The organism is Glaciecola sp. MF2-115, assembly GCF_047250385.1.
GTDB lineage: Bacteria > Pseudomonadota > Gammaproteobacteria > Enterobacterales > Alteromonadaceae > Glaciecola.
In genome coordinates, this window is the sequence record NZ_JBLBVM010000027.1 from 1 (window position 1) to 23,427 (window position 23,427).

General features: G+C 41.2%; 30 protein-coding genes and 3 pseudogenes. 10 read left to right on the forward strand and 23 right to left on the reverse strand.

The window, feature by feature from the left end; all coding sequences use genetic code 11:
• From ACKLNX_RS00430 to ACKLNX_RS00475, 10 genes and pseudogenes are all read left to right on the forward strand, one after another.
• On the forward strand, positions 1–187 hold a 187-nt coding region (locus tag ACKLNX_RS00430), incomplete at its 5' end, for a hypothetical protein (protein ID WP_412970821.1).
• A gap of 50 nt (positions 188–237) precedes the next feature.
• Positions 238–1,395, forward strand: a complete 1,158-nt coding sequence (locus tag ACKLNX_RS00435; RefSeq protein WP_412970822.1) for an IS30 family transposase — start codon at positions 238–240, stop codon at positions 1,393–1,395.
• 333 nt (positions 1,396–1,728) lie between these two features.
• Complete coding sequence (locus ACKLNX_RS00440) at positions 1,729–2,241, forward strand: hypothetical protein (protein WP_412970823.1); 513 nt, start codon at positions 1,729–1,731, stop codon at positions 2,239–2,241.
• A gap of 60 nt (positions 2,242–2,301) precedes the next feature.
• A complete protein-coding gene (locus tag ACKLNX_RS00445; protein WP_412970824.1) occupies positions 2,302–6,375 on the forward strand; it encodes an RHS repeat domain-containing protein in 4,074 nt (1,357 codons plus the stop codon).
• Positions 6,376–6,385: 10 nt separating this feature from the next.
• Positions 6,386–6,919, forward strand: coding sequence for a hypothetical protein (locus ACKLNX_RS00450; RefSeq protein WP_412970825.1), 534 nt, complete (start codon positions 6,386–6,388; stop codon positions 6,917–6,919).
• Positions 6,920–6,964: 45 nt separating this feature from the next.
• Positions 6,965–7,639, forward strand: a pseudogene (locus tag ACKLNX_RS00455) (RHS repeat-associated core domain-containing protein); the annotation flags it as partial.
• A gap of 15 nt (positions 7,640–7,654) precedes the next feature.
• Complete coding sequence (locus ACKLNX_RS00460) at positions 7,655–8,113, forward strand: hypothetical protein (RefSeq protein ID WP_412970826.1); 459 nt, start codon at positions 7,655–7,657, stop codon at positions 8,111–8,113.
• 142 nt (positions 8,114–8,255) lie between these two features.
• A pseudogene (locus ACKLNX_RS00465) lies at positions 8,256–8,387 on the forward strand (RHS repeat-associated core domain-containing protein); the annotation flags it as partial.
• A gap of 274 nt (positions 8,388–8,661) precedes the next feature.
• Positions 8,662–8,880 (forward strand): hypothetical protein, encoded by a 219-nt coding sequence (locus tag ACKLNX_RS00470; protein WP_412970827.1) that lies wholly within the window; start codon positions 8,662–8,664, stop codon positions 8,878–8,880.
• Positions 8,881–8,893: 13 nt separating this feature from the next.
• Complete coding sequence (locus ACKLNX_RS00475) at positions 8,894–9,058, forward strand: hypothetical protein (protein WP_412970828.1); 165 nt, start codon at positions 8,894–8,896, stop codon at positions 9,056–9,058.
• 118 nt (positions 9,059–9,176) lie between these two features.
• Here ACKLNX_RS00475 and ACKLNX_RS00480 read toward each other — a convergent pair whose 3' ends face one another.
• The 23 genes and pseudogenes from ACKLNX_RS00480 to ACKLNX_RS00590 all read right to left on the reverse strand — a co-directional run bounded on the left by ACKLNX_RS00480 (position 9,177) and on the right by ACKLNX_RS00590 (position 23,287).
• A complete protein-coding gene (locus ACKLNX_RS00480; protein ID WP_412970829.1) occupies positions 9,177–9,440 on the reverse strand; it encodes a hypothetical protein in 264 nt (87 codons plus the stop codon).
• Between the two features lie 199 nt (positions 9,441–9,639).
• Positions 9,640–10,215, reverse strand: a complete 576-nt coding sequence (locus ACKLNX_RS00485; protein ID WP_412970830.1) for a hypothetical protein — start codon at positions 10,213–10,215, stop codon at positions 9,640–9,642.
• A gap of 2 nt (positions 10,216–10,217) precedes the next feature.
• Positions 10,218–10,949: pseudogene (locus tag ACKLNX_RS00490) on the reverse strand (RHS repeat-associated core domain-containing protein); the annotation flags it as partial.
• Positions 10,950–11,360: 411 nt separating this feature from the next.
• Complete coding sequence (locus ACKLNX_RS00495; RefSeq protein WP_412970831.1) at positions 11,361–11,882, reverse strand: hypothetical protein; 522 nt, start codon at positions 11,880–11,882, stop codon at positions 11,361–11,363.
• Between the two features lie 72 nt (positions 11,883–11,954).
• The gene (locus ACKLNX_RS00500) at positions 11,955–13,295 is read right to left on the reverse strand and encodes a YihY/virulence factor BrkB family protein (RefSeq protein ID WP_411695501.1); all 1,341 of its coding nucleotides are present in this window, start codon (positions 13,293–13,295) and stop codon (positions 11,955–11,957) included.
• Between the two features lie 185 nt (positions 13,296–13,480).
• Positions 13,481–14,476 (reverse strand): FAD:protein FMN transferase, encoded by a 996-nt coding sequence (locus tag ACKLNX_RS00505; RefSeq protein WP_412970832.1) that lies wholly within the window; start codon positions 14,474–14,476, stop codon positions 13,481–13,483.
• Positions 14,477–14,530: 54 nt separating this feature from the next.
• The gene (locus ACKLNX_RS00510) at positions 14,531–14,737 is read right to left on the reverse strand and encodes a hypothetical protein (protein WP_412970833.1); all 207 of its coding nucleotides are present in this window, start codon (positions 14,735–14,737) and stop codon (positions 14,531–14,533) included.
• A 54-nt stretch (positions 14,738–14,791) separates the two neighbouring features.
• Positions 14,792–15,313, reverse strand: a complete 522-nt coding sequence (locus ACKLNX_RS00515; protein ID WP_412970834.1) for a M23 family metallopeptidase — start codon at positions 15,311–15,313, stop codon at positions 14,792–14,794.
• A gap of 83 nt (positions 15,314–15,396) precedes the next feature.
• Positions 15,397–15,915 (reverse strand): TerB family tellurite resistance protein, encoded by a 519-nt coding sequence (locus tag ACKLNX_RS00520; protein WP_412970835.1) that lies wholly within the window; start codon positions 15,913–15,915, stop codon positions 15,397–15,399.
• A gap of 42 nt (positions 15,916–15,957) precedes the next feature.
• Positions 15,958–16,344, reverse strand: a complete 387-nt coding sequence (locus tag ACKLNX_RS00525; RefSeq protein ID WP_412970836.1) for a VOC family protein — start codon at positions 16,342–16,344, stop codon at positions 15,958–15,960.
• Positions 16,345–16,360: 16 nt separating this feature from the next.
• A complete protein-coding gene (locus tag ACKLNX_RS00530) occupies positions 16,361–16,681 on the reverse strand; it encodes a hypothetical protein (protein WP_412970837.1) in 321 nt (106 codons plus the stop codon).
• Positions 16,682–16,688: 7 nt separating this feature from the next.
• Positions 16,689–17,237, reverse strand: coding sequence for a DUF7010 family protein (locus ACKLNX_RS00535; protein ID WP_411695508.1), 549 nt, complete (start codon positions 17,235–17,237; stop codon positions 16,689–16,691).
• A gap of 35 nt (positions 17,238–17,272) precedes the next feature.
• Positions 17,273–17,521 (reverse strand): DUF6868 family protein, encoded by a 249-nt coding sequence (locus ACKLNX_RS00540; protein ID WP_412970838.1) that lies wholly within the window; start codon positions 17,519–17,521, stop codon positions 17,273–17,275.
• A 24-nt stretch (positions 17,522–17,545) separates the two neighbouring features.
• On the reverse strand, positions 17,546–18,001 hold the full coding sequence (locus ACKLNX_RS00545; RefSeq protein ID WP_412970839.1) for a GNAT family N-acetyltransferase: 456 nt from the start codon (positions 17,999–18,001) through the stop codon (positions 17,546–17,548).
• Positions 18,002–18,051: 50 nt separating this feature from the next.
• The gene (locus ACKLNX_RS00550) at positions 18,052–19,086 is read right to left on the reverse strand and encodes a serine hydrolase domain-containing protein (RefSeq protein ID WP_411695543.1); all 1,035 of its coding nucleotides are present in this window, start codon (positions 19,084–19,086) and stop codon (positions 18,052–18,054) included.
• A 20-nt stretch (positions 19,087–19,106) separates the two neighbouring features.
• A complete protein-coding gene (locus ACKLNX_RS00555) occupies positions 19,107–19,724 on the reverse strand; it encodes a MarC family protein (RefSeq protein WP_412970840.1) in 618 nt (205 codons plus the stop codon).
• Positions 19,725–19,818: 94 nt separating this feature from the next.
• On the reverse strand, positions 19,819–20,178 hold the full coding sequence (locus ACKLNX_RS00560; RefSeq protein WP_412970841.1) for a DUF1428 domain-containing protein: 360 nt from the start codon (positions 20,176–20,178) through the stop codon (positions 19,819–19,821).
• Between the two features lie 108 nt (positions 20,179–20,286).
• Entirely contained in the window at positions 20,287–20,703 is a 417-nt protein-coding gene (locus ACKLNX_RS00565) for a hypothetical protein (RefSeq protein WP_412970842.1), read from the reverse strand.
• Between the two features lie 30 nt (positions 20,704–20,733).
• The gene (locus ACKLNX_RS00570; protein WP_412970843.1) at positions 20,734–21,222 is read right to left on the reverse strand and encodes an AAA family ATPase; all 489 of its coding nucleotides are present in this window, start codon (positions 21,220–21,222) and stop codon (positions 20,734–20,736) included.
• An 89-nt stretch (positions 21,223–21,311) separates the two neighbouring features.
• Complete coding sequence (locus tag ACKLNX_RS00575; RefSeq protein ID WP_412970844.1) at positions 21,312–21,710, reverse strand: energy transducer TonB; 399 nt, start codon at positions 21,708–21,710, stop codon at positions 21,312–21,314.
• A gap of 57 nt (positions 21,711–21,767) precedes the next feature.
• Complete coding sequence (locus ACKLNX_RS00580; RefSeq protein ID WP_412970845.1) at positions 21,768–22,064, reverse strand: type II toxin-antitoxin system RelE/ParE family toxin; 297 nt, start codon at positions 22,062–22,064, stop codon at positions 21,768–21,770.
• On the reverse strand, positions 22,064–22,264 hold the full coding sequence (locus tag ACKLNX_RS00585; RefSeq protein ID WP_412970846.1) for an addiction module protein: 201 nt from the start codon (positions 22,262–22,264) through the stop codon (positions 22,064–22,066). Before ACKLNX_RS00585 ends, ACKLNX_RS00580 begins: the two co-directional genes overlap by 1 nt.
• Before the next feature lie 150 nt (positions 22,265–22,414).
• Positions 22,415–23,287, reverse strand: coding sequence for a TolB family protein (locus ACKLNX_RS00590; RefSeq protein WP_412970847.1), 873 nt, complete (start codon positions 23,285–23,287; stop codon positions 22,415–22,417).
• Positions 23,288–23,427 lie beyond the last annotated feature (140 nt).

The window sequence follows — 23,427 nt, forward strand, 5'->3', positions numbered from 1 at the left end:
ACAGCCTGTTACCAATTATCATAATATAGAAAATCAGAAACATACCAAACTAACCATAAGAGTCGTTTACCATCACGAAAGAGTGAACATAGCACTCGAACTTACGGCAATTTATGAGTTTTTACACAGCCTGAGCCTAAAGCGGACCTTGGCTAATTCGGCCAAAATATTCCGCTTTAGACTGTGAGTTCAATCGGTCAATGCAACGCTATACTAAAGTAAAGCGGAGGCGTTACCATGAAACGAAGAAAAAGAATTTATTACAATGCACAACAACGAGCGATAATTTGGGAACGATATCAGCAAGGTGACTCTTTACATGATATTGCAAGGTTCTTTGATAGGTTTCATTCCAGCATACAAGGAATAATCGCCAAAACGGGTGGCATCAGACCTCAAGAGAAAACGCGGTCTGCTTTGTGTTTAACACCCCAAGAAAGAGAAGAAATCTCTCGTGGTTTGTCATCACAATTATCAATTCGTCAAATAGCAAAACAATTAAACCGCTCTCCCTCAACCGTTTCCAGAGAGGTTAATCGCAATGGAGGACGAAAACTCTACAGAGCAAACAAAGCTGATGCCGCGGCGTGGGAACGCGCAAAAAGACCAAAGCTGTGTAAACTCCTATTGAACAAGGCATTAGCCAAACTGGTCGCGATGAAGTTAAATCGAAGCTGGTCACCGCAACAAATTGCCGGTTGGTTGATGCGTACTTATTTAAATAAGGACTTACACGTGTCTCACGAAACAATATATAAAACGCTCTATGCCCAAACGAGAGGGGCATTGAAAAAAGAACTTCAACAATGCTTGAGATCACAACGTGTCTTAAGGCGCTCAAAACATGCAACGCTCAAGGGTAAAGGCTTAGGGAAAATAGTTGATGCCGTGCATATTAGTGAACGGCCAGCGGAAGTAAAAGATAGAGCGGTTCCTGGGCATTGGGAAGGTGACTTAATTGCAGGCTCAGGAAATAGCTATATCGCTACCTTGGTTGAAAGACACTCCCGTTATGTCATGTTAGTTAAAGTGGGAAGCAACAAGACAGCAGCCGTCATTGACGCATTAATCAAACAGTCTAAAAAGCTCCCTGAAGAGCTATACAAAACACTGACTTGGGATAGAGGCTGCGAAATGTCTAACCACAAGGCATTTACGCTAGCGACTGATATTCAAGTGTACTTCTGCGATCCAAAGTCGCCATGGCAACGGGGTTCAAATGAAAATACTAACCGCTTATTGCGCCAATACTTCCCAAAAGGAACAGACTTAAGTGTACATTCCCAACAAAAATTGAGTCAAGTAGCTAGACAACTAAACGAAAGACCGAGAAAAACGTTAGACTATGAGACACCAGCAGAGAGATTCAACCAATATGTTGCGTCGATCGATTGAACTCGCAACAAGGAGCGGACGTTCAAGCATTAATTCATGAGATTCTGCATTGACCGTTTGAACTCACAGCCTAAACCGGTCATAAGGATAGATTGCGCTTTACGCCCCGTTTGACTGAAACCGGACATTAGCTTTCAACATAAAAACGTCATTTCCAACTGAATTAAAAATACGTTACCGCAACACTCATGGCGATATTAAATCACGTAGCATAAACCTCACTTAACCATGCCCCGCTAAAAATCATGCTCTAAAAACCTTGACTTCCCCCCCCTAGAGCTTAGCCTGCTCGACGAATGATGGAGCAACACCCCACAAAAAGGATTTTACAGAATGATATTACCCTCTTCGGATGGCTCTCGCTTAATGCCCGCTATTGCACTTGCAATGGGCTTGTTGAGTATCTCATCCTCAGTCAATGCCTCTACCGGCACGCAATACACTTATGACGCACGCGGCCGCTTGGTTGAAGTGAGCGATAACAATAAAACGATTTACTACGTGTTGGATACAGCAGGTAATAGAACCAGCGTCTCAAATACGCCGCCTGCGCCAGAGCCAGACCCGGTCATCAATAGTTTTATTGCCCCTAGCACTGTTTCGGGACCGGGTAATGTGACGGTCAGTTGGAATTCATCACACACCAGTTATTGCACCTTTGCGATATTTGGTGATTCATCCAATTACAGCAACTTGCCTGTTGTGGGTAGCTTGACCTTTTATTTATCGGAAAACACAGGCGTGCAGATAAAATGCTTTGAAGGTAATAAGTCTGCGGCGATGGGTAAAATCATCCGCATTTCATCAGGCGGTGGCGGTCCGGGTGGCCCGTCCAATCGAAACTAACGCAGCACACAGTGCCTAATAAACTTTTTTTGATGACATTTTAGCTTAAGGATAAGCGCCATGAAGCTTACATTTTTATATACCGTTATTATTGCTTTCACAACCCTGATGCTTGCAACCCCTGCCCACGCACAAGAATTGCCAGAGCATGAAAAGATAAAACCGCTCTCCGTTGCCCCTGATGTCAATGGGGTGGATTTGTTATCGGGTAAATACCGCCAAACCTACCCGAGTTTAGGCATCCCGGCAGCCCCACGTTTGAACTTTGAAAGTCTTGAACGATTTGATTCAAAAGTCACTTGGCAGCTTTATCCTGGGTTTGATGGGTTCACCAATGCATCACGCTCTGAAACGTTTTCACTGACTTATGGTGGCGATACATCTGAATTTTTTGAATGCAAAGATTATGAGTGCACAACAAAAAGCAATACCGGCTCACGCTTACTGATTGCCAACCCGCACAATGATTTTATTGTTTATCGCCAGGGTAAAACCGGGCACACCATCATTTATTCAAAGCGCTCATCGTTTTTTGATTATTCTGGCAGTCAAGGCACGCAGGTCAGCAAGGCTGGTACATGGTATGCCAGTGAGATTAATTACGCAGACGGCGAGACGGTAACCATTGATTACACCACCGCAAACAATGGTAACAATACCGTATATCGCCCACACACAGCCACCAGTAGCACAGGCTATGCCCTAAAGTTGACCTATAAATCGAATACCTTAGGTAATATGGGGTGGTATCAAGTCGCAACGGCAAAAATTATTCAAGCCGATGCGCCATCTGTTGCACTCGCGAGCCACACCTATACCTATAGTAGCTCAACAACAACGGTGACGGATATGATGAGCCGTCAGTGGGTGTTCACAAGAAGTCTCAACGGGTCAAGCACCGCCACAACAAGGTTGCCAGGAGACAGTCACAATAGTCAAGTGGTGACTTTCGGTACCATAAACAATAATGGCTCAGGGCAAAATGGTTACGTTAACACAGTGGTCAGTAACGGCGTTGCTTATCAGTATACTTACACGCCAGTTCCATTAAATGGCAGCGTTTCGCGTCAGCAATTTAGTAAATTAGTCATTACCGGTCCAAACGGCTATCGCCGCACGCTGGAATATGATGTCTTCAGTCAACGAAAAAATCGCCGCATGCTGGTCAATAGTGATACTGATAGCTTACAAAATACTATACGCTATGAGTATGGTATTCAGGACCGCATTGAGTCGGTCACGTACCCTGAAGGCAATAAGGTGGTTTTCACCTATGATGGCATGGGCAATATTACTCAGCAGCGTAACATCGACAAACCCGGCTCATATTTACCCGACATTGTGCAACGTGCTCATTATCCCTCAGAATCCACATGTGAAGGTATCTTGTGTTACCGCCCAGAATGGGTAGAGGATGGCAATGGTAATCGCACCGACCTCGTGTTTGATGCAAGTCATGGGCAGCTATTAACGAAAACTGAGCCACTTGCTGATAGTGGTGAAAGGCGCATCAGTAAATACGAGTATACCGAGTTAGGAGGCGTTACCAGATTAACCCAACAGTCCGCGTGCAGCACACTGACGTGTAATAGCAAAGATGAGCAGGTAAGCAAATACAGTTATAAGCCGGGCACACCACTGGCAGCAAGCATTACCACCACCAATGGCACCCAAACGCAATCGCGCGTAGTGTCGTATGATTATGACAATCGTGGTTACGCTATTGAAGTTGATGGACCATTAACCGGTAAGGATGATGCAAGCTACATGCGCTATGATGCCGTGGGCAGAAAAACGTGGGACATCGGGCCTAAAATGCACAATGGCCATCGCACAGCGAAACGCTATACCCATCGTACCCAAGATAGTCAGGTTATTAATACTTATTCAGGCACCGTTACCTCAATCAATGCGACGACCTTTACGCCGCTAACCACCAGTAAAGTGGATTACAGTACGCGTCATCTGCCAGTAAAAACACAGCTTTTTGACAACACCAACAAAATATACGCTTTAAGCCAAACTAGCTATGACACATCTAATCGACAACAATGCGTCGCGAAACGCATGAACCCGCTGAAGTATGGTGCATTGCCATCTTCTGCGTGCGCGTTAGGTGATGAAGGCACATTTGGTGCTGACCGTATCACGCAAACCACCTATGACTCACTGGGCCGCGTCGTGAAAACAGAATCCGGTGTTGGCACTGATGCCCAAGGTATTGATATTGAAATGGGCTACACCGATAACGGCCTAGTGGCTTGGCGCAAAGACGGCAATGGCAATCAAACCAATTATACCTTTGATGGCTATGACCGAATTTATCGCACCACGTTTCCTGATGGTACATATGAGCAGCAAACCTTTGATGCAAATAATAACCTAAAAACCCTTCGAAAACGCGATGGCGGTATTATGACCCATCACTTTGATGCGATTAATGCCAAAACCAGCACCACCATCGTGGGTGAGCCAACTTTACATTACAATTTTGACGGCCTAGGTCGACAAACCAGCATCACCCGCTCAGGTCATGCTAGCGTGAGTTACACCTACACTGATTTAGGTGAGTTAAAAACAACGAAAACTGGATCTCGTACAATTCATTATCAATATCATGCGAACGGTCAGCGCAGCCGCTTAACCCACCCTGATAACTTTAATATTAACTACAGCTTTGATAATGCGGGTAACCTTCGCACCATCAAAGACAATGCTAATCGCACCTTGGTGACTTATGGGTATAACCATTACGGGCGTTTATCGAGCATAAATCGTGGCAATGGCCGCCACTCAACGCTGGATTACGACGCACCTGGGCGACTTAAAAACTTCGACCACTTAGGGGTTAACAGTGCCAGCTTTGATTACAATCCATCCAGTCTGATTGTGAACCGAGCGGTGAGTAATTCAGCCTTTCAAATCAAGGTGCCCACCATTGGCACACAAGCCTATGCGGTGAATAACTTAAACCAATATACCAATGTTGCCAGTCAAAGTGTGAGTTACGATAACAACGGTAACCTCACTGGCTTTGATGGCTGGAGCTATAATTACAACGCCCACAACCGCATGACCACAGCCAATAAGTCAGGCCAAAGTGTCAGTCTGATGTACGATGCCACAGGGCGTTTATATCGCAGCACAGTTAACAATGTTCACACCTACTTTTTGTATGACGGTGACGAGCTTATAGCAGAATATAATAGCGCCGGCACTATGCTTAACCGATACGTGCATGGTATCAGTGAAGATGACCCGTTGGTGAAATACCAAGGCAGTAGCACCTCTACTAGCGCTCAGCGCTACCTACTGGCCGATGAGCGCGGTTCAATCATCGCTGAAACCAACAGCGCAGGCAGCACGGTTGAAACTCATCAATATGGGCCTTTCGGCGAGATGATAAACATCAGTGCATCACGCTTTAGGTATACCGGCCAAATCCTAATTCCGGGCACACAACTTTACTATTACAAAGCACGCGTCTATCATCCTGAATTAGGTCGCTTTATGCAGACTGACCCCATTGGCTATGAGGATGGGATGAATTGGTATGCTTATGTGGGGAATGATCCGGTTAATGGAAAGGACCCGACAGGCTTGTGCGGTAAATGGAAGGACGCAAGTAAAGGACGTGGAGGGTATTCCTTTGTTGGTGACGCAACATATAAGGGTAGACCACAATACAAGGACCCCAAAAACTCACACAAATACAGGAAGCCGGGCATTATATATATTACTGCACATAGGGTCTTTGGACTTGGCCCATATCACACTGCGATCGAGTTCCATGGCGATGAATCAGCTAGACCAATAACACTCAGTGCAGGTCCACTCAATGGTAAGTTGACAAAAGAAATCAACAGACCTTCAGATAAACCGGAAAAAAATATTACCGTCGGGATAGTTACTCCACCAGAAGGACTATCTACGGAACAATATTTTGACGAGTTGGAAGGAGCAATTGATAACTATAACAATAACATCGATTATGATTTGTTTCCCGCTTTTGCCGACAGCTATAATTCAAACAGTTTTATTATCGGATTAATACAAGCAACAGGCGGCGCTGTAACTATAGATTACAATAATTATGTCGGGGGTGAAAAGCCACTACCCTCTCAGAACTTTTAAGGACTAAACAATGAAAATAAAAACTTTCCTTTTGGTCTTGTTTGTTTTTCTGTTCAGCGGTTGCATGCCTATGATTTCTAAGTATTATTCGATTGCTCCAAAAAGTCCTTCGATTAACGTTCTTCGTGAGGGACATTCTCAAGTGCCCGGTTTAGAAAACCTCAAATTAATGCCTACAATATATGAATTAGACCAGGGCTTATATAAGGTTTATTTTAATATCGACTTGACTAGGCGGCAGCCTACTATTTTCATAAGTGCGGTTTCGAAAAAGTCAGGAAAGGAACTATTTGTAAAAAGAGGCGCTCACGGAGAATGCGGTGGCTTCTATGACGTAAATAGGCTCTTTCGTTCAATCGATGGAAAAGTAAAAGTGCTTTCATACCAGTGGGATCCATCAGCTTATTGCCCAAATCATGATCAATACAACAAAGCAAAGACTCTGGAATTTTTTGTGTTTAATGAAGGTGACAACCCAACGAGAGAATCAATTGAATTCGAGCTTCGTTATAATGGCTGGAGCATAGTTAATGACGCTATCTAAAAAGTAGTGAGCGCTCAGCCCTTGCACTAATTAGTTAGATACACCGGCCAAATTCTAATTCCGGGCACACAACTTTACTATTACAAAGCACGCGTCTATCATCCTGAATTAGGTCGCTTCATGCAGACCGACCCCATTGGTTATGAAGATGGGATGAATTGGTATGCGCATGTGGGGAATGATCCGATTAATCATAAAGATCCTTCTGGGATGTGGAGTATGAAAGCTCATAATAAAATATTGGATTATGCTTTTGGTGGTCGGCTAAGTATAACTGACTTGAGAGTATTAAAGATATCTAGCTTAATGCACGATATATCAACCCAATCTGCGTCACAGCAATACATGCATAGCATGGGGAGCAAAGTTTTAACACCTGTCGAAGCTAAGGAAGCGAGAGATAAATTTGTTGGTGAACAAATTTCAATAGCAGGGAATCCTAAGCGTAGTGTCAGAAGCAGGGGACAGGCTATGACTAAGGCGTTTCACGCAATTGCCGATAGCTTCAGTCCTGCGCATGTTGACCCTGATGGCAATCTTTTAATCTATGAAGGGGAAAATAAAAGTAAACATACAGCTTTCGAGGGACAAGGTATTGAAGGTGTAAAAGACTTAACCCCTGAAATACTTGACAAAATATCTGCACAGCTAAATAAAGCGATGGATCAAATTGAAAAACAGAATTGTATGGGTAGTAGAATAAGAAGAAGTAGTTGTTAAATAAGGAAATGCTAGGTGAAACAATTTTGTAAAGTTAAAAGCTTAATTCTTAGCTGGTTATTATCTCTTAGCCTGCTTGGATGTGCAGGAAATAATGATATTAATACCAATACAGTACAACTCTCCAGTGAAAAAAATGGCTGCTTACTAAAAATAAAATTTAGTGAAATGGCTCATTTTGATGGTCCTGGCTGGTTACTTTTTCTACGGCAGTCTAATTATTTTAACGTTGAGTTACGATTTCCAACTAAACTGACTGAAATTCCGGCCAGAAATATTGATTATAAAATTAGTTCCGATGGCATGGTCTCCACGCCCAAAATATATTCAGGAACAGTCCGCTTTGAAAAGCAGATTGTCAATATAGATTTATATTTTAACTTCTATAATGATGAGAGTCGGCTGACACCCATGCCTGTTAATGGAGTACATGAATATCGAGGGAGTTGCTCTAAACAGGAAGATAGTTTTTAAATTTCAACTAAAAGCCTCGATAGTGTGGGGCTTTGCTTTATTAGCTTTCAGCACATTCTGATATGCTTATAACTCACTGTAATAATTTATAAATATATTGAGATACAGGTTCCCACGATTTCGATTCTAATATTACAAAGCACGGGTTTATCATCCTGAATTAGGGCGCTTCATGCAAACCGACCCCATTGGCTATGAGGATGGGATGAATTGGTATGCTTATGTGGGGAATGATCCGGTTAATGTCGCTGACCCTGATGGATGCAGTAACTGAATTTATCAAACCTGCTGAAGAAAAAGTTATGGGAAAATTATGAAGCCGAAACAGTCAAATTTAAAGTTCAATTCAAAAACGTTCATATATTTGTTTGTTTTTGTTGGAGGCCTATATACCGTGGTGTTCTCCGTACTAGACGGTGACATCCTTTTGAAAGGTTCAGTTATTTCTAAAGATAGTTCTCCATTTTATTTCTGGAGTTTTATTATATTCATAAGCTGTATAGTTTTAGCCAGCTTGAAATGGTTTGTAGAGTCTTTATTTGGACTGGATGAAGAAGTGTAATTTGGAGCCACATAGTAAAACAGGTGGGTTTTCTATTACACTTGGTCGAGGGAATACTCGTATTGATTATGACACAATCTTTGCCACTGGTCGCCATGCTGCGCAAACACCCAAATGGGATAGAAGTAAGAATTTACGTCACTATCATCGAAAAGATCCTGGAGGTATTGGTAGGCATCGTCCTTGGCATACAAAGATAACCTAGACTATCTGGTCGATTGTACGACGGTGATGAGTTGATCGCTGAATACGATAAGGCTAGCGCAGGCACTATGCTTAACCGATACGTGCTCGGTATCAGTGAAGATGACCCACTGGTTAAATACCAAGGCAGTAGCGCAGTGACGAGAGCTCACCAGCGAGTAAGTAGCGTTGGTTACTAAAACTCCTGCTGGAGCCTTAGATAACCGCTCTAACCTGTAATCTTCTAAGTTTTTAATATTACTAATATGGTTATCCGTAATTTCCGAGATTAGGGTCAAAAATTACGGATGCGCTAAGCTAATGCTTTGAAAATAAGAGTTTTGATAAATTTGTAGGCTTTTTTTCATCTATTTTCTCATACCATTCAATTGAAAAGCTATCGTTTGATAAAACAGTCAAAATTGCGTAAGTATTATTTTCGAATACTTCTGTTTTAAATACGCACTGGCCATTAGAATGCGCTTCTTTGAAAGAGGCTACAAAATCTGGGTTAAATCCGTTTGGAGGTTGAAAAAGGTAAAAATCTATTTCTCGATTGTTAGCGTCATAACCAAAGTACATATTATACCCTAGACTTATTGACTGTGGTGCAGTGTTTAAGCTTCGCTTTGTCCACAATAGATAATCTGTACTATTGAGGTTGATTGCCTCGTAGGCATATTTGCTTCGCAAATATTCATCAGCACCTCTTATTTTTCGAGATCAATATCAAGGTAAATATTTGTATCGAGCAATCAGTGACTATACCCATACCTCATTATTAAGAGTTGCTATTGGTGCACATATTAGGTTTATGAAACCATTCTGGAGGATCATCCCTTACCGAAATAAAATCCGTAACCATCGGTGAGTTTTTTACTGAAAAAGAAAATGTAAAAGCATTGAATTCAACTATTCCATTTTCATTTTTAATATTTTCATTACTGACTGAAATCGAAAGGGTCATACCTCTAAGTTTAAAACGTCGATTACGCCCCCAGTTTTTATCCTCAGCGCACTTTGTCACAAAATGAGCCGCATAAAAAACTCCTCTATTTTCCCAGTCAGCTGTCTGGCTCTCCCCGTATACAAGCAGGTTACTGTAAACACCTTGATTATATTTACTTGAAAGACGACACTCGAAATCACCAGAGTAATTATAGTCATCATTTTCGTAATTAAAATCATGACAATCGAGAGAATATAACGCCTCCCCATTGGTTCCAAATATCTTTACTGAATACTCAGTTTTTTTATCGTCAATTCTCACTGTTTCAGATGCATCGATAATGCTTGGCCACTCATGAGCCATCAAAGATTGAGACGATAATGCTAGAACTATAAATACTTTTATCATAATTATTGTGTACCTGCAGGGCATATCAGTGCGCAAGGTTGTTTTATCATAACATCTGTAATACCCATATCCTTCCCTCCGGGTAATTCAATAACCAACTTCCCTGGAAATATCGCTTGTAATGCTCTTCTAACGTTACCAAGATGTTCATATCCTTTTGGTATTTCTCCCCCAACAACATCTGCAATATTGCTAAAGATTTCAACCCCATCGACCTCTCCTGATACTTGACCAATATAGGGCCTAACATTTCCCTTTCCACCAAATTGACTGGTAATTATTGCGGCGGAATTCGCACTTATCACATGATTAGGGCCAAAACCACCGCTTTTGCCAATATGATTGGCATTTCCAGCTAGAATTCTAGCACTGCCATTGCATGTACACATTAGCTCTCCTAACCCAAAGTAAGCCCTCGCCTCCCCTTGAATTTGAGCTATCGTTTCACGAGCAATATCATTGTCGATTCCCTGAGGAAACTCTACATTACCTTTGATAAAGTCATTTAGTAGCTCCGGCATCGGATTTCGTTTTGGGGGGGCTCCACTAGGACTATAGTTACTAGAAAAGTTGATACCAGTTCCATTTTTAAATTTACCACTCATGCCTGTCGGGTCCTTTCCATTAACCGGATCATTCCCCACATAAGCATACCAATTCATCCCATCCTCATAGCCAATGGGGTCAGTCTGCATAAAGCGACCTAATTCAGGATGATAAACCCGTGCTTTGTAATAATATAATCGTAGTCATGAACCAGCATGCAGCATACCCACAGAGGCATGCTAAGTGACTTTGGTTTCGGTTGCTATGTGTTAAGTCAAAATATTACATACATAGCATTGTTGAGTAAACGTTGGACAAATATGTTAGTAGTGGCTTCTGCTTGTGAGTTTTATCGAAGACAAAACTAGGTCAGCCAACGTCCGCAATACGTACTAGGCTGCCGGAGAAACTCTTAATTACTAACGACCGCTCTCTGCCCAAAGCTCCAGTTCAGATGAATGTTGGTGAACGTCTGCAAGTGGCACAAACTTGTCATAATTAACAACGCCTCGAACGGCAGCAAATGCCGCACTCAAGTCCTAGCTAATTCGCCAAATAAGGCAGGGGAATTTACCCAGCGAGTCCCGCGAGAGGGTTTGTTAAATATCTTTTATCGTTATACTCGCAGTAATATGCGCTGCAGCTGAATTCAGCTTATCACCAAGGCTCTCGCATTTAGCACGAGTGACTTCATTTGATATAGTGACAAAAATATACGTCTGGTTCCCGACTGAATTTGCTAAATGCAATTCACAATTTTCATCGTTCAAATCGACCAAATACTTTATACCATCTGTTTTTTTGTTCGCAAAACCACTTTCGACCTTCTCTTTGAGAAATACTTGGTAGTCGTTGCTGGAATATGTACTTTTTAAAAATTGCTCAGCGAAATCATTAAGTAAGGGGTATGGATTTCGAGTATCTTTAAAGACAAAAGCGGTTACGAACATTTCTTTATCTTTTACCAAGAACCTAATATTTGGTCCTTCAACGTTAACTTTTAGCACATTGTCGGTAGCATGAATTTCTACTCCAGAAGAAGGATATGCTTGCAGAAGTTCCGTTGGGTTGGCATAAAATGCGATAACTCCGACTAGAGCTAATGTAAACTTAGTTTTCAAATTTAATCCTTTATATCTTTAACGCATCTAAATTGAGGCATTATTTATAGTAGAGCCGCTATGGCCATACAGCTAACTAAAATTCTTCTCGTTTTTAATCCAATCTCGTACTGTACTGTTACCTAGGGCATCCTCATAGGCTTGGTCGAGCTGCTGCAGCAAAACATCAACATCGGTTTCTGGCTGCGTGCCTCCCCCTATAACCATATCGTCACTCCCAGCGTTTCGAGTAACTGCTATTAACTCTTTGAGTTGAATAGCATCGAGGTCGTTAGCAGGTAAATAGGTGCTGGGCACAGACGTTGTCTCAACAATCAGTCCCTTCTCAATTAATGTATTGAGGATCTGACTCAATACATAAGAAGGAACCCTTAACTTTGAGCTTAATCCACCCAATGTCCAGGCATGGCTAGCCAAGACATAGTGTTTGCTGATCAGATACATGACCGTTAATGTTAATTTTTCATTTTGGCGACTGCTTATTTGTATTTGCTCAGAAGAGCGGCGCACGTATTCAGGATGCTGGCGGTAAAAGGCAATTTGGGCGCCTAACAAAAAGATGAGCCAGCTTAAATATAACCAAATCATGAACATGATCAGGATTGCAAAACTTGAGTAAATTGCATCATATTGGGTTGAGCCTGCCGTAAACGACGCAAATAACATGCCCGCGGTTTTCCAAAGTATGCCTGATACAGTCGCGCCAGTCAGCGCAGGACCAAGTTTCACGCTGGTATTGGGAATGAACAAATACATAAATGTGAAGGCAGCGATAATCATTAGGTAAGGGATAGTTAAGCCCGCGTAATAAAACAACGCGCCAAAGGGGTCGATACCAATGATATATTGAACAAAGGTTGAACTGGCCATAGAAGCTGTGATCGCTAACCCGCTGACTACCAGCACCGGCCCAATCATGACAACGCTGAGGTAATCTGCAGCACGGCGCAAGAAGCTTCTAGCGTCACCAATATTCCAGATATAGTTAAAGGTCTGTTCAATCTTTTGTATAAGAGAAATAACGGTGTAAAAAAGTACTCCTAGCCCCACAGCACCTAACACGCCAACATTCATGTTATCGATAAAGCCGATAATGTTAGCACCTATTTCCTCGCCCTTTGCGCCTAGAGGCGCTAGAAATTCGAGCAGAAATGGCTCCACCTTGTCTTGTACTTTGAAAGCTTTTAGTACTGAAAAACTAACCGCCAGTAAAGGAACCATGGAAATTAGTGTGGTATATACAAGACTCATTGCGCGTAGCGTAAGTTGGCCAACACTCAATTCTCGTATTACGACATACACTAATCGAATAAACTCAATAAAGCGTCGCTTAACCGGCGAAAAAGTCCCTAGGTCTGTTTGCCAGAGTTGCTCTTGCACCAGATCTATATATTTAATCAGTGTTTGATACATGAATGAAGTGTTTCCTTTTTACGCATTTGGTCTGTTGGTTCACTACTGAGTGAAGTGCTACGTATCTTTACGATGTTGTTGCAGCAGTTACCATGGCTATCGCTTCGTACAACTTATGAGTAACATAATTAATGAGCGATGCATATGAGTCAATAATTTATTATTTTAACACATCGCCATTGAGCTTACTGCTGCAAGCCATTCGAATAATGCATTTTGCGCTGGTTATCCATTATCACAGCATCGTAACCATCTATACGATTAATCATGCCTAAGCCTTCGCGCAAGCCCATCACGAACACCGCAGTGGAAAGGGCGTCATTGAATGTACTACTTGGGCCTATAATCGATACCGACTGAACTTCGTAAGTCGACTTGCCGGTTTTTGGGGATAAAATATGGTGATAACGCTGTCCATCTTCTTCAAAGTAACGTTCATAATCACCCGAAGTGGACATTGCCGAATCCTGTAAGGGCATAACAACGGCTTGCTTTTCTTTGTTCCTTGGGTCACGAATGCCGACAATCCAAGGCTTACCGCGCCTATCACCAATTAAACGAGTATCACCACCGGCAGTGACTAGGCCATGCAGAATGCCCATTCTTTGAAGTAAGGACACTGAATTATCTACGGCGTGGCCCTTCGCTATACCACCTAAATCAATTTTAACGTTTCTGTTTGAAAAGCTTACGGTCTTATTTTCTTTGTTCAATACAATATGTTTATAGTTAATTGCGTCTAACAGTGAAGCAATCGTTGCCTCATCGGGACGTTCACTTTCTTTGTAATTGTATAAGTAACCAACGCTGGCGAAAGTGATATCGAATGCGCCTTTGGTAAGCTCTGAGATTTTCACCGACTTATCGAGCAACTCAAACATTTCATCGCTGATGGCCACCGGCTTTGTGCCTGCATTTGCGTTAATCATGCTAAGCTCACTGGTTTCTATATAAGGGCTCATGAGCTGGTTTATACGCTCCATTTCTGCCATTACTGTGCGAAGCGCAAGCTGCCCCTGAACCGGTGTTTCAGCCCACACTTCAACATATATATTAGTGCCCATAATGCCGGCGCTGTCAGAGTACCACTCGGCCTTTAGTGGCGCGGAGAATGCTAGTACAGCGAATATCCAGCCACTTTTAAGGAGCCAAGAGCTTGCCAACATTTTTTGTGCAAACATATCTAAGTCCCGCCTTATATTAGAAATTACGATTGAAAATCATATGATCGGTTTCTAGAAAAATTTCTTACCGGTAAGCGCAATGTAAACAGCAAAAACACCAACCAAAGAATACACAATCTCAAACGCACCAATGCCATCGAAACGCGAATTGAGGGCTTCTGAAACGAGCATAAATGCCAGAAAAAGAGATGGAAGTGCCAGTACACCAATAATGATTCTAACAGGTAATGAAAGCTTACCTTTTTGTGTTATTTGCAAAGTATTTCCCTTGTTTTAATTCGAAGCATGCAGCTTTTGGCCTGCAGCTCAAACTCAATTTATGTCTTTAAAATATTCAATGGGGTTCATGTATATGGCTTTTTTATAGCCTTGAGAACTACCATCAATTAACCAAGGCTTAGGTGCTAGACTTAATATACTATAATGAAGATGAGGTGCTTTACCCGCTGCATTGCCAGTATCACCAACCATTCCTAGCTTTGAGCCAGCACTAACGAAAATACCAGCATCCCCATTTATCTCAGATAAATGAGCATAATAATGTAACTGCCAATTTGCACCTAAAGCAAGGATAACCTTGCCACCTTTCGATAAAGTGCCTCTAAACAAAACCAGCTGATGAGTGGAAGCAACAACCGCTTTGTCTTTCTCGGAGAATATATCAATGCCTTTATGCACACCTGAGCTACCCCAAGGTTCGTACCAAAACGTGCTCGCATTCCAATCCTTTGATGTCGCTTCTTCTACTGGGATAGTTCTCGATTCTGGTATAAGAAACCCAAGAATGAAAATCGCTATTAAAGTAAGGAGCACTTTAGATTTAAGAATTTTCATTCTTACAAAATCCTGAGGTGTAAGTTAAGTGCATTGATTATTGTTATCAAAACGAGGATTTTGAAAATCGTAGCAAACATTTGCTAAACCTGTACTGTGGGCATGGCTAGATTAATTTTATTAATCAGTCTTTTCTGAGACTCACTTGGGTCCCCTTCTGCGTTTGCAACTTCTTCAAGCATAGACAATACCGAGCTTACTTGCTGTGCACTAAAGCTATCCATCGTGCGCGACAATACGCGACTTGGATTATCGAGTACATCATCGCCACGACCAAAAATATGAACGCTAGCGCCAAATAACTCGCTTGCTTGAGCGTCGTTGAGTTTGAATTCAGAAGCAAACAAAGAAAGTATCTTCTCCTTTTGACCTTTCGTTATATCACCATCACTTTTCGCAACTGCCACCATAAACAGCGCTGCAACATCCATTGGAGATTCTAACGTGTAGGCTGGATGCATTAAATATTCTTTACGAAATCTGCGACGCCTAGCCCAACTAAATGGGTTGAGCCAACTAATATCAATACCACCCTCTTTCAAGCGGCTTATTAAGATAAGTATTGTGACAGCAGTGCCGAGTATTCCTAAAATAATATGCATTCTATTTCCTTATTTTTTGCACTACCAATAATGAAGCAAAGATTACGAATCTAAGGTTTTCTCAATTTTCCAAGGTGGGGCTAATCTATTTTCACCCGCCCAATAGAGTTTAATTTTATTACCTGATGGGTCAAGAACAATTGCCTCTTCCCAAAGGTAAGCTTGTTCAGTTGGCGCTTGCTCTAGTTTAATACCTTTCTCTTCAATGTCTGCACACCATTCATCTAAGCGCTCGTGTTCGAAGTAAATGATAGCTCCATTTTGAAAATCAGTATCTTGCAGCGACAATGAAAATGTTGCATCACCTTCAGGGCAGCGAAAACGCGCATAGTGCGGCGTATTTACAATTTGTGTAAAACCAAGAAGTAGGTAAAAGTGCACGGCTTCGTCCATGTTTTTTACTGGCAAGGTGACTTGGTTCAAATTCATGAGGCTATTCTCAGTGTTATTGTGGTGCGGTGTTAGCGGTAAAACCAAACTCTTTGCCTAAACCATAAACAATTCTTTCTGGACCAATAAAAGTGCCGTGATTTCTCGTATCCCATTCGCAAAGCAAAGTGCTAGTGCCTTTTCTTAGCTTGCAGATCCAATCGCTGGACTTAATACCAGCCTCTCGGTAATCACCACTCATTTCCCAGCCTCTTTCTACATATAAGGCTATGATTAAGTGAAATCGTTCACTAGGGACTTCTTGAATAATATTGAGCCCATAGTATTGATATTTGAACTCAGTTAATTTTCTTTTGAGTGACGCAAATAGACTCATTATTCCCTCAATTTCCTTGTGATTGAAGCACGCTTTTTGACTGATTAAAAATGACTAAGGAGAACAATACCTCGCTTACACCGCCAACAAAAGCACCAACAATAAAGTGAGCGTTGAATAACATACAATACACGCCTCCAAGCATCATTACTGCGCCTAGAATCCAATATGTTCTATTGCCATAAAGTGAATTGAAAACTAAATAACGGACACCAATGGCTAACAACATAATGGGATAAAACCACGTTAATTGCAGATTAGAAACTGAAAACGCCAGAAACAAACCAACGAAAATAATGATAGTGCTTTCTAATGCAAGCTTGTTTAAGGGGTTTTCAGGCTTGTGCTTGCCAGGGCGCTTGCATGCTTTTGACATCAACATACCCAAAGGAAATATGAACATACCACCTATAAACAGGGCATACATGCTAGCTTGAGTTGAATGCAATAAACCAATAAATCCAGCCGCACACCAAACCAATCCGGAAACAAGTACGCCTGTTGCTCCTCCAAAATAGGCATAATCCATATCTCTTTGAGCTTCGGTAAAAGTCATAAAACGTCCTTATTTTAGAATGTCGCTGTAGGTAACTAAAAGCCCATAATTTTTAGAGATAGATAGGGTACTAAAGTAAAAATAATCGACATTACTTTGTAATTACTCAGAAAATCAAAGTACTTAACTTTCAGTTTCTTTTCATCAATTTTGAATATCTTACTGTGAATAGAAGTGATTGTTCCACCCATAATTACGAGCATAATTGTAACAAACAGCAAATAAGCGATATTAATGACCGATGCCCAACCTAAAAGCTCGGTTAATTCTGAAAGGGTAATCATCGCTTTGTCCTCTAGTAATTTTGTTTAGTCCGTGCTTTCAAATAAGAGCGCCACCTTTTCTATTCCATGAGACGGCGTCCATTGTTTAAACACAACGAATCCATGTTTCTTATATAATCTGATTGCTGGAATATTCACAAGCGCTGTTTCGACAATTGCTTCAGAAAAATCAAAACTCTTTAAAGTATAGTCCATCAGTTTATCTGCGATCCCTTTTCTAAAGAATGCTGGATCAACCGTTAGACTGTGAATTTCTAAATGCTTGGCGTCGCAGGCAATTTCGACAACTGCAGCCAGTAAATCTTCCTCATAGTAGCCAAAAAATGAAGTACTCGCGTTTTCTATTTCTTTCGCGGTTCGTGCGAGAGGCGGGAAGTTATCTGTGCCAATAAGCTTCGCCTCTACTTTATACGAGTTTTGAAAAACGCGATAAATTTGATTGGCGATTTCAGGGAGCGAATTATCTAGTTTTTTTATCATATTATGTGAGGCTCATATTCTTTGCCTGGAATTGATATCCATTGTCGTAATTATTTCGATTCCGCCACTATTTTAGCAATTCGGCTGAATATAATTTCCGTCAAATTCCAGTAATAGAGTTCAGAGTCGGTTGTGTTGTTGAATTGAACAACGACTGTATCTATATCTTTATAGTACTTCGCATGGCTTTGGTAACCGGGTATCCACCCGCCGTGTTCATATTCATAAATTGAAGAGTAAATTTCTTTCCCACCTTCTTTGAACAAGGAGCCATCATTTAATGCACGTAAGAATATGCCGACATCTTCTGTCGTTGCAATCATAGACCCATAGTTCGTTGTTTTAATATTCTCTTCAACGTTAAGGTGATAAGCCCCCATCAACCTGTCAATATCAACATCATCAATGGAACCAAAGGTATTCTGCAGATTCAGAGGGTTGAGTATGGCCTCTTGGATGTATTCAAACTTCTCTTTGCCCGTCGTTTTCTCTATTAGTTTGGAGATTAATAAGTAATTAGTATTTGAATATTCATAATCGCTATTGGGTTCGAAGTTTGCTGGCAGGTCTAGTATTAGATCTAGCGCTTCTTGATAGCTTTGAGTTGGATTGCTCCAAAAGTTTGGCGTATTCGTGTAGTTAGGAATACCACTACGGTGCTGCACCATCATTCTGAGTGTAATCTTGTCTGCATTCTCTATTCTAGTCGCCAGTTCAGGGAAATAGTCTGCAAGAGATTTATCAAGTGACAAACTCTTGTTGTTGACCAATTTGGCGACGCTAACGGCTGTGTACAACTTACTGATACTCGCAATTTTGAATAAGGCTTTAGGATTTGCCGGGATTTTATTTTCTCGGTCATGCCAACCTGCAGCGTATAACACAGGCGCTTTTCCGCCCTCATCTACGTAAACCAACATACCATCTAAGCCGTGACCAATTCCTTCATCGAGTTGCTCTTGGACCGTGTTTGGTAGGGGTAAAATCCATGCTTTTACGAGAAGCCATGGCACGTAAGTTAATGAAACAATCGTCCCTATTAACAAGGCCAGTCTGATGATGAGTGTTGATTTTTTTTTATTCATATTCAATTTTTAACTCTCTACTAAGGTAAAAGCTGATAATACTCGCTAAAACCGTTCAAAATATTGGTCGTCGCAATGGCGGATAAAATTAAGCCCATCACTCGGCTTACCACGCTTGCGCCGCTCATTCCTATGCATTTAGTAATAAAGCCAGATATCAGCATTAGAATATATGTTACCAACAATACAGACAGCATAACTAAGGCCGTTTGTAATTGCTCGACAATGCTAAACATAGCATTTTCAGTTAATAATACCGCCGCCAATATGGCGCCTGGGCTAGCAATCGAAGGAACTGCGAGAGGGAAGATAGCGGTGTCTCTATGACTATCGTTCAAGCTTTTTATCTCTTCCTCAGGCTTACTGTCGCCAAAAATCATGTTCAATGCAAACAAGAACAAGACTATCCCGCCCGAAATTTGAAATGCCGAAAGCGGTATGGATAAGGCTTTTAGTAAGATCTCACCAACGACGACGAAAAAAATTAAAACAAATGCGGCTACTATCGTTGCTAATAAAGCGATTCTGCGCTTCGTTTTCTGGTCGTATTGGGCTGTTACAGCAATAAATACTGGAATTGTCCCTATAGGGTCTATAACCGCGAAAAAGGTTATAAAAACAGCTAGATATTCAATCATTCCATTTCCCTCCTTAGTTGATATGTGCTTTGCTTAAACTTGTACGTTAAGTCCGCTGAAGGCTTTTTAAGTTTGGAAAAAACGACTGTCCAATTTACTCTTCTAGAAGCATTTCAAAACCACCATAAATTAAACGCTTACCATCAAAAGGCATTGGATTATTATCTGGTTTCATTCTTGGGTCGGCTTGCATAGCTTCCCAACCTGCTTCTCTCACTTTTTTAGAGGGCCATACTACAGTCGAAAAAACGACGGTCTCATTTTCTTCGCATTTCACAGCCATAGGAAAAGAAGTAACTTCACCTTCTGGGATTTCATCACCCCACGCTTCAATAATCTTTAGCGCGCCGTGATCCTTTAGAACCACCGAAGTCAGTTTGGCGTGTTCGAGATATTTATCTTTATTTGCGCTAGGAACTGCTGCTACGAACGCATCAATGTAAGTTTTACTCATACTTTTCTCCATATACCAACAATGTACCAAAGAATACCCGAGATCATTTCATAGAATCGAGAGAATATTCTTTGGTAGCGAGATTGTGCAAACTCAAGTTTATTCATTTTAAACGGGCTCACAATTAAATAAGTGTTCCAAAATTTGTTCGGTATCACTGTCTGAATATAGTTTAAGATTTATATGTGCCTTATTGCCATTTTCGTCAACCAAGATTAGATAGTCTCTAGTGATCATGGTTTTGTCTTCAATGAGAGATTGCAAATCAACATCCGCCAATCCTCCCAGTTCAGTAACAAATATTAGATGCCCGTCTTTGAACTCCAACTCTGACGTTAAGCCTTTAATCAATGTGGTAATCGCCAGAACAAATGACGTTAATGCAATCACAAAAAAGACGCCGTACTTAAAGCTATCAGACAATCCAAAATGACTAAGAATTGCCAATGCGATCGCAGTAGCGACATTGGGTGTCAGACTATAAAAAGTCAGAAGGTGAATTCTAGGTTTTACTTTAAAAGTCATTTCTTAAAATAACTAATATTAATTTAGCTATCATTTACGATTCACATTTGAAACGTACATTATCTTTTTGCCTTGGTGCTCGTTGAATAACTTTTCGTGGGCTAGCTTTGAAAACGTATCGCTGCGAGTGGAATATTGTGAAATCCAATCAATTAGCATATCCAAATTCGCGTCCTGAGCCTCTTTACTTTCGTATTTGTGAGGTTCCCAAGGACGCTTTCTAGCGTTTTCAACACAAGCAGAAATTGGCAAGTTGAGGAAAATAACTTCATCTGCTTTAGGCGTAACTAACTCGAGCAAGTCAGAGTAACAACCTTCAATTACCCAGTTGTCATGAGCTGTTAAAAAACCTTCTATTAACTTTTTAGATTCTGAAATTGATTGCCTTTCAGGCGGTGTACTGGCTTTCCAAGCAATCGTATCTAAGTCCAAATGTGCTAGCTGGTTCTTTAGTGTTAGCTCTTTTGCCAACGTAGATTTACCTGAACCCGAATTTCCGAAAATGACGACTTTATTCAAACCTGATCCCTTATTTCTTACCGTTTTGCGAACAACTTGCGTGTTTAATCGTTACTTGTGAGCAAGGCCGATACATTTGTAACAATGAGCTAGCGAAGCTTAAACTCGAGCGTTAGCTTATGACAAATACTCGATACCGGACCATTGTCCTTTTTCGCTGGCTCATAAACCCATTCAGACAATGCACGTTTTGCATTTGCGTCAAACTCTTTTGCGGGGTATGACTCTATTACATCGATATTGTGAGGCTTACCACCCTCTGTAATATCAAAAACCATCACTACATAACCATCCATATCTTTAATTGCTGCTTTTCTCGGATACTCAGGCGGCACTCTTTTTAGAACTTTAGCAGCAGTCACAAATGATGCTTCCGTTGACTCTTCACGAACAAAATCTTTACATCGGTTATTGTTATTTGCGACTACTAGTGGTTGATTTCCACACCCTACAAGCGTAAAAATCAATAGCAACATCCATTTGTTCATATTCATCTTCCTTTTTTATTCTATCGCCACGTCAAGAGCGGGATTTTATTGGTGTTGTTATGTGCGTGCACGCCAAATTTTAGGCTCTCTAGCACAATGCAGAACAGCAAACACGACAATGATATGGTTAACAACTTTAAAAAATACAGCGAAAGGAAAGCGACTAACTAATATGCGCCTAATAGAGCCATAAACAATGGGATAATACTTATAATTTGAAGAAATTTTTGCTAATGAACTTTGGACGCATTCCATAAATTCAGCGCCTAAACCTGCCCTGCATTGTTCAAAATAATCATATGCATCCTGCAAGTCCAATTCTGCTTCTGGTCGTATCCTTACGTTTTCAAACATTATTTATTTAGAATCCTCGATTTAACAGAGTGCCATGGATTGCCAGCATTACCATCTGTTTCAAATTCTAAGACTCTTCTATCTAACTCAGCTTTCTGGCTCGCTGAAACTTCCAAAGTGTCTTCATTAGCCACAACTGAATCCCAAAGCTGTTGAGCCAAAACAACTTTTTCGTTTGTAGTAAGCGAGTCAATTTTCATTAGCCTTTCCGATTCAGAGCATTCTCGGTTTAAAGTATAAACCAGTTTACGTGATAAAACACCTGTACCACTTAAGGGATCCGTCCCACATAGGCGTCACTAGAAGCATAGCGAATGATGCTACGCTAGACTTGCTTGTTTTATGCGTTGCTATTTGGGGCGCAGCGTATCAATAATTTGAGCATCCACCCAATAGATATTTACCTCTTCGTTTCCGCGTTTTGTCCGCAGATCAAAGAAGAGGAACTTTCCATCGGGTGACACACTTGGGCTTTTTTCAGACGCCGCGGTATTAATCTTGTCGCCCATGTTAATGGCTGGACCCCACGAGCCATCAGCTCCTCGAAAGCTGATATAGAGGTCTGATTTGCCATATCCACCATCTCTAATGCTATCAAAGATAATGTAACTTTCATCCGGTGCAATGAAGGGGTGAGCATTGTATCGTCCAATACCAAACTGCGGGCCCAGTGACTTCGGCTGTTCATATTTGCCGTTAATCAAGCGTGAATAGCGAATTGGAGTATCAAACTTTGGTGGGGCAAAAGTATCAAAATAATAAGTGCCGTTGGAAGCAGCTGAGAGCCGCATAATGTCGATATCTTCGAAAGGTGAGCCGTGTCGTTTTAGCTCTGACCAACCGTCGTTAGTGCGCTCAATATAACTATTGTTTAAATATATAATCTTACCGTCGGATGAGATGTATGCGCCGCCAACGTTGGATTTGACAATAGACTTCTGCCATTGATTATTCTTAAACTCAATGACATTTAGGGAATAAACTTCTTTTTCATCGCGCCTGACGAAATAAAAAGTATGCATATCCGCCCCGAACATGCCCTCAATTTCAATCAATTCTTCCGTATTAACGATACCGGGCGCAAACAACTCAGGTGTTGAGCCTGGTGGCGTTTGACCTAGATAAGGGCCACTTGGGATGGGAACGTCATCTTGTCCGTAACTAATGTTGCTCATCACTAAAACAAATAACAGTAAAATAATTGCAGTGCTAACAGACTTCATAAATTATTCCTTATTTTGAAATCAACCAATTATTTAACTTCACTCATAATGTGATTGATTAAGTGTCAATTTGATTTAATTGACGTTCTTAAGACTTTTAGCTGGTTTTGTCTAACTGCGATAAACAACTTAGTAAGTAT

Coding starts and splice junctions, on each gene's coding strand:
- ACKLNX_RS00435 (WP_412970822.1), top strand. CDS start 238: ATGAAACGAAGAAAAAGAATTTATTACAATGCACAACAACGAGCGATA.
- ACKLNX_RS00440 (WP_412970823.1), top strand. CDS start 1,729: ATGATATTACCCTCTTCGGATGGCTCTCGCTTAATGCCCGCTATTGCA.
- ACKLNX_RS00445 (WP_412970824.1), top strand. CDS start 2,302: ATGAAGCTTACATTTTTATATACCGTTATTATTGCTTTCACAACCCTG.
- ACKLNX_RS00450 (WP_412970825.1), top strand. CDS start 6,386: ATGAAAATAAAAACTTTCCTTTTGGTCTTGTTTGTTTTTCTGTTCAGC.
- ACKLNX_RS00470 (WP_412970827.1), top strand. CDS start 8,662: ATGAAGAAGTGTAATTTGGAGCCACATAGTAAAACAGGTGGGTTTTCT.
- ACKLNX_RS00480 (WP_412970829.1), bottom strand. CDS start 9,440: ATGTACTTTGGTTATGACGCTAACAATCGAGAAATAGATTTTTACCTT.
- ACKLNX_RS00485 (WP_412970830.1), bottom strand. CDS start 10,215: ATGATAAAAGTATTTATAGTTCTAGCATTATCGTCTCAATCTTTGATG.
- ACKLNX_RS00500 (WP_411695501.1), bottom strand. CDS start 13,295: ATGTATCAAACACTGATTAAATATATAGATCTGGTGCAAGAGCAACTC.
- ACKLNX_RS00505 (WP_412970832.1), bottom strand. CDS start 14,476: ATGTTTGCACAAAAAATGTTGGCAAGCTCTTGGCTCCTTAAAAGTGGC.
- ACKLNX_RS00515 (WP_412970834.1), bottom strand. CDS start 15,313: ATGAAAATTCTTAAATCTAAAGTGCTCCTTACTTTAATAGCGATTTTC.
- ACKLNX_RS00520 (WP_412970835.1), bottom strand. CDS start 15,915: ATGCATATTATTTTAGGAATACTCGGCACTGCTGTCACAATACTTATC.
- ACKLNX_RS00525 (WP_412970836.1), bottom strand. CDS start 16,344: ATGAATTTGAACCAAGTCACCTTGCCAGTAAAAAACATGGACGAAGCC.
- ACKLNX_RS00530 (WP_412970837.1), bottom strand. CDS start 16,681: ATGAGTCTATTTGCGTCACTCAAAAGAAAATTAACTGAGTTCAAATAT.
- ACKLNX_RS00535 (WP_411695508.1), bottom strand. CDS start 17,237: ATGACTTTTACCGAAGCTCAAAGAGATATGGATTATGCCTATTTTGGA.
- ACKLNX_RS00540 (WP_412970838.1), bottom strand. CDS start 17,521: ATGATTACCCTTTCAGAATTAACCGAGCTTTTAGGTTGGGCATCGGTC.
- ACKLNX_RS00545 (WP_412970839.1), bottom strand. CDS start 18,001: ATGATAAAAAAACTAGATAATTCGCTCCCTGAAATCGCCAATCAAATT.
- ACKLNX_RS00550 (WP_411695543.1), bottom strand. CDS start 19,086: ATGAATAAAAAAAAATCAACACTCATCATCAGACTGGCCTTGTTAATA.
- ACKLNX_RS00555 (WP_412970840.1), bottom strand. CDS start 19,724: ATGATTGAATATCTAGCTGTTTTTATAACCTTTTTCGCGGTTATAGAC.
- ACKLNX_RS00560 (WP_412970841.1), bottom strand. CDS start 20,178: ATGAGTAAAACTTACATTGATGCGTTCGTAGCAGCAGTTCCTAGCGCA.
- ACKLNX_RS00565 (WP_412970842.1), bottom strand. CDS start 20,703: ATGACTTTTAAAGTAAAACCTAGAATTCACCTTCTGACTTTTTATAGT.
- ACKLNX_RS00575 (WP_412970844.1), bottom strand. CDS start 21,710: ATGAACAAATGGATGTTGCTATTGATTTTTACGCTTGTAGGGTGTGGA.
- ACKLNX_RS00580 (WP_412970845.1), bottom strand. CDS start 22,064: ATGTTTGAAAACGTAAGGATACGACCAGAAGCAGAATTGGACTTGCAG.
- ACKLNX_RS00585 (WP_412970846.1), bottom strand. CDS start 22,264: ATGAAAATTGACTCGCTTACTACAAACGAAAAAGTTGTTTTGGCTCAA.
- ACKLNX_RS00590 (WP_412970847.1), bottom strand. CDS start 23,287: ATGAAGTCTGTTAGCACTGCAATTATTTTACTGTTATTTGTTTTAGTG.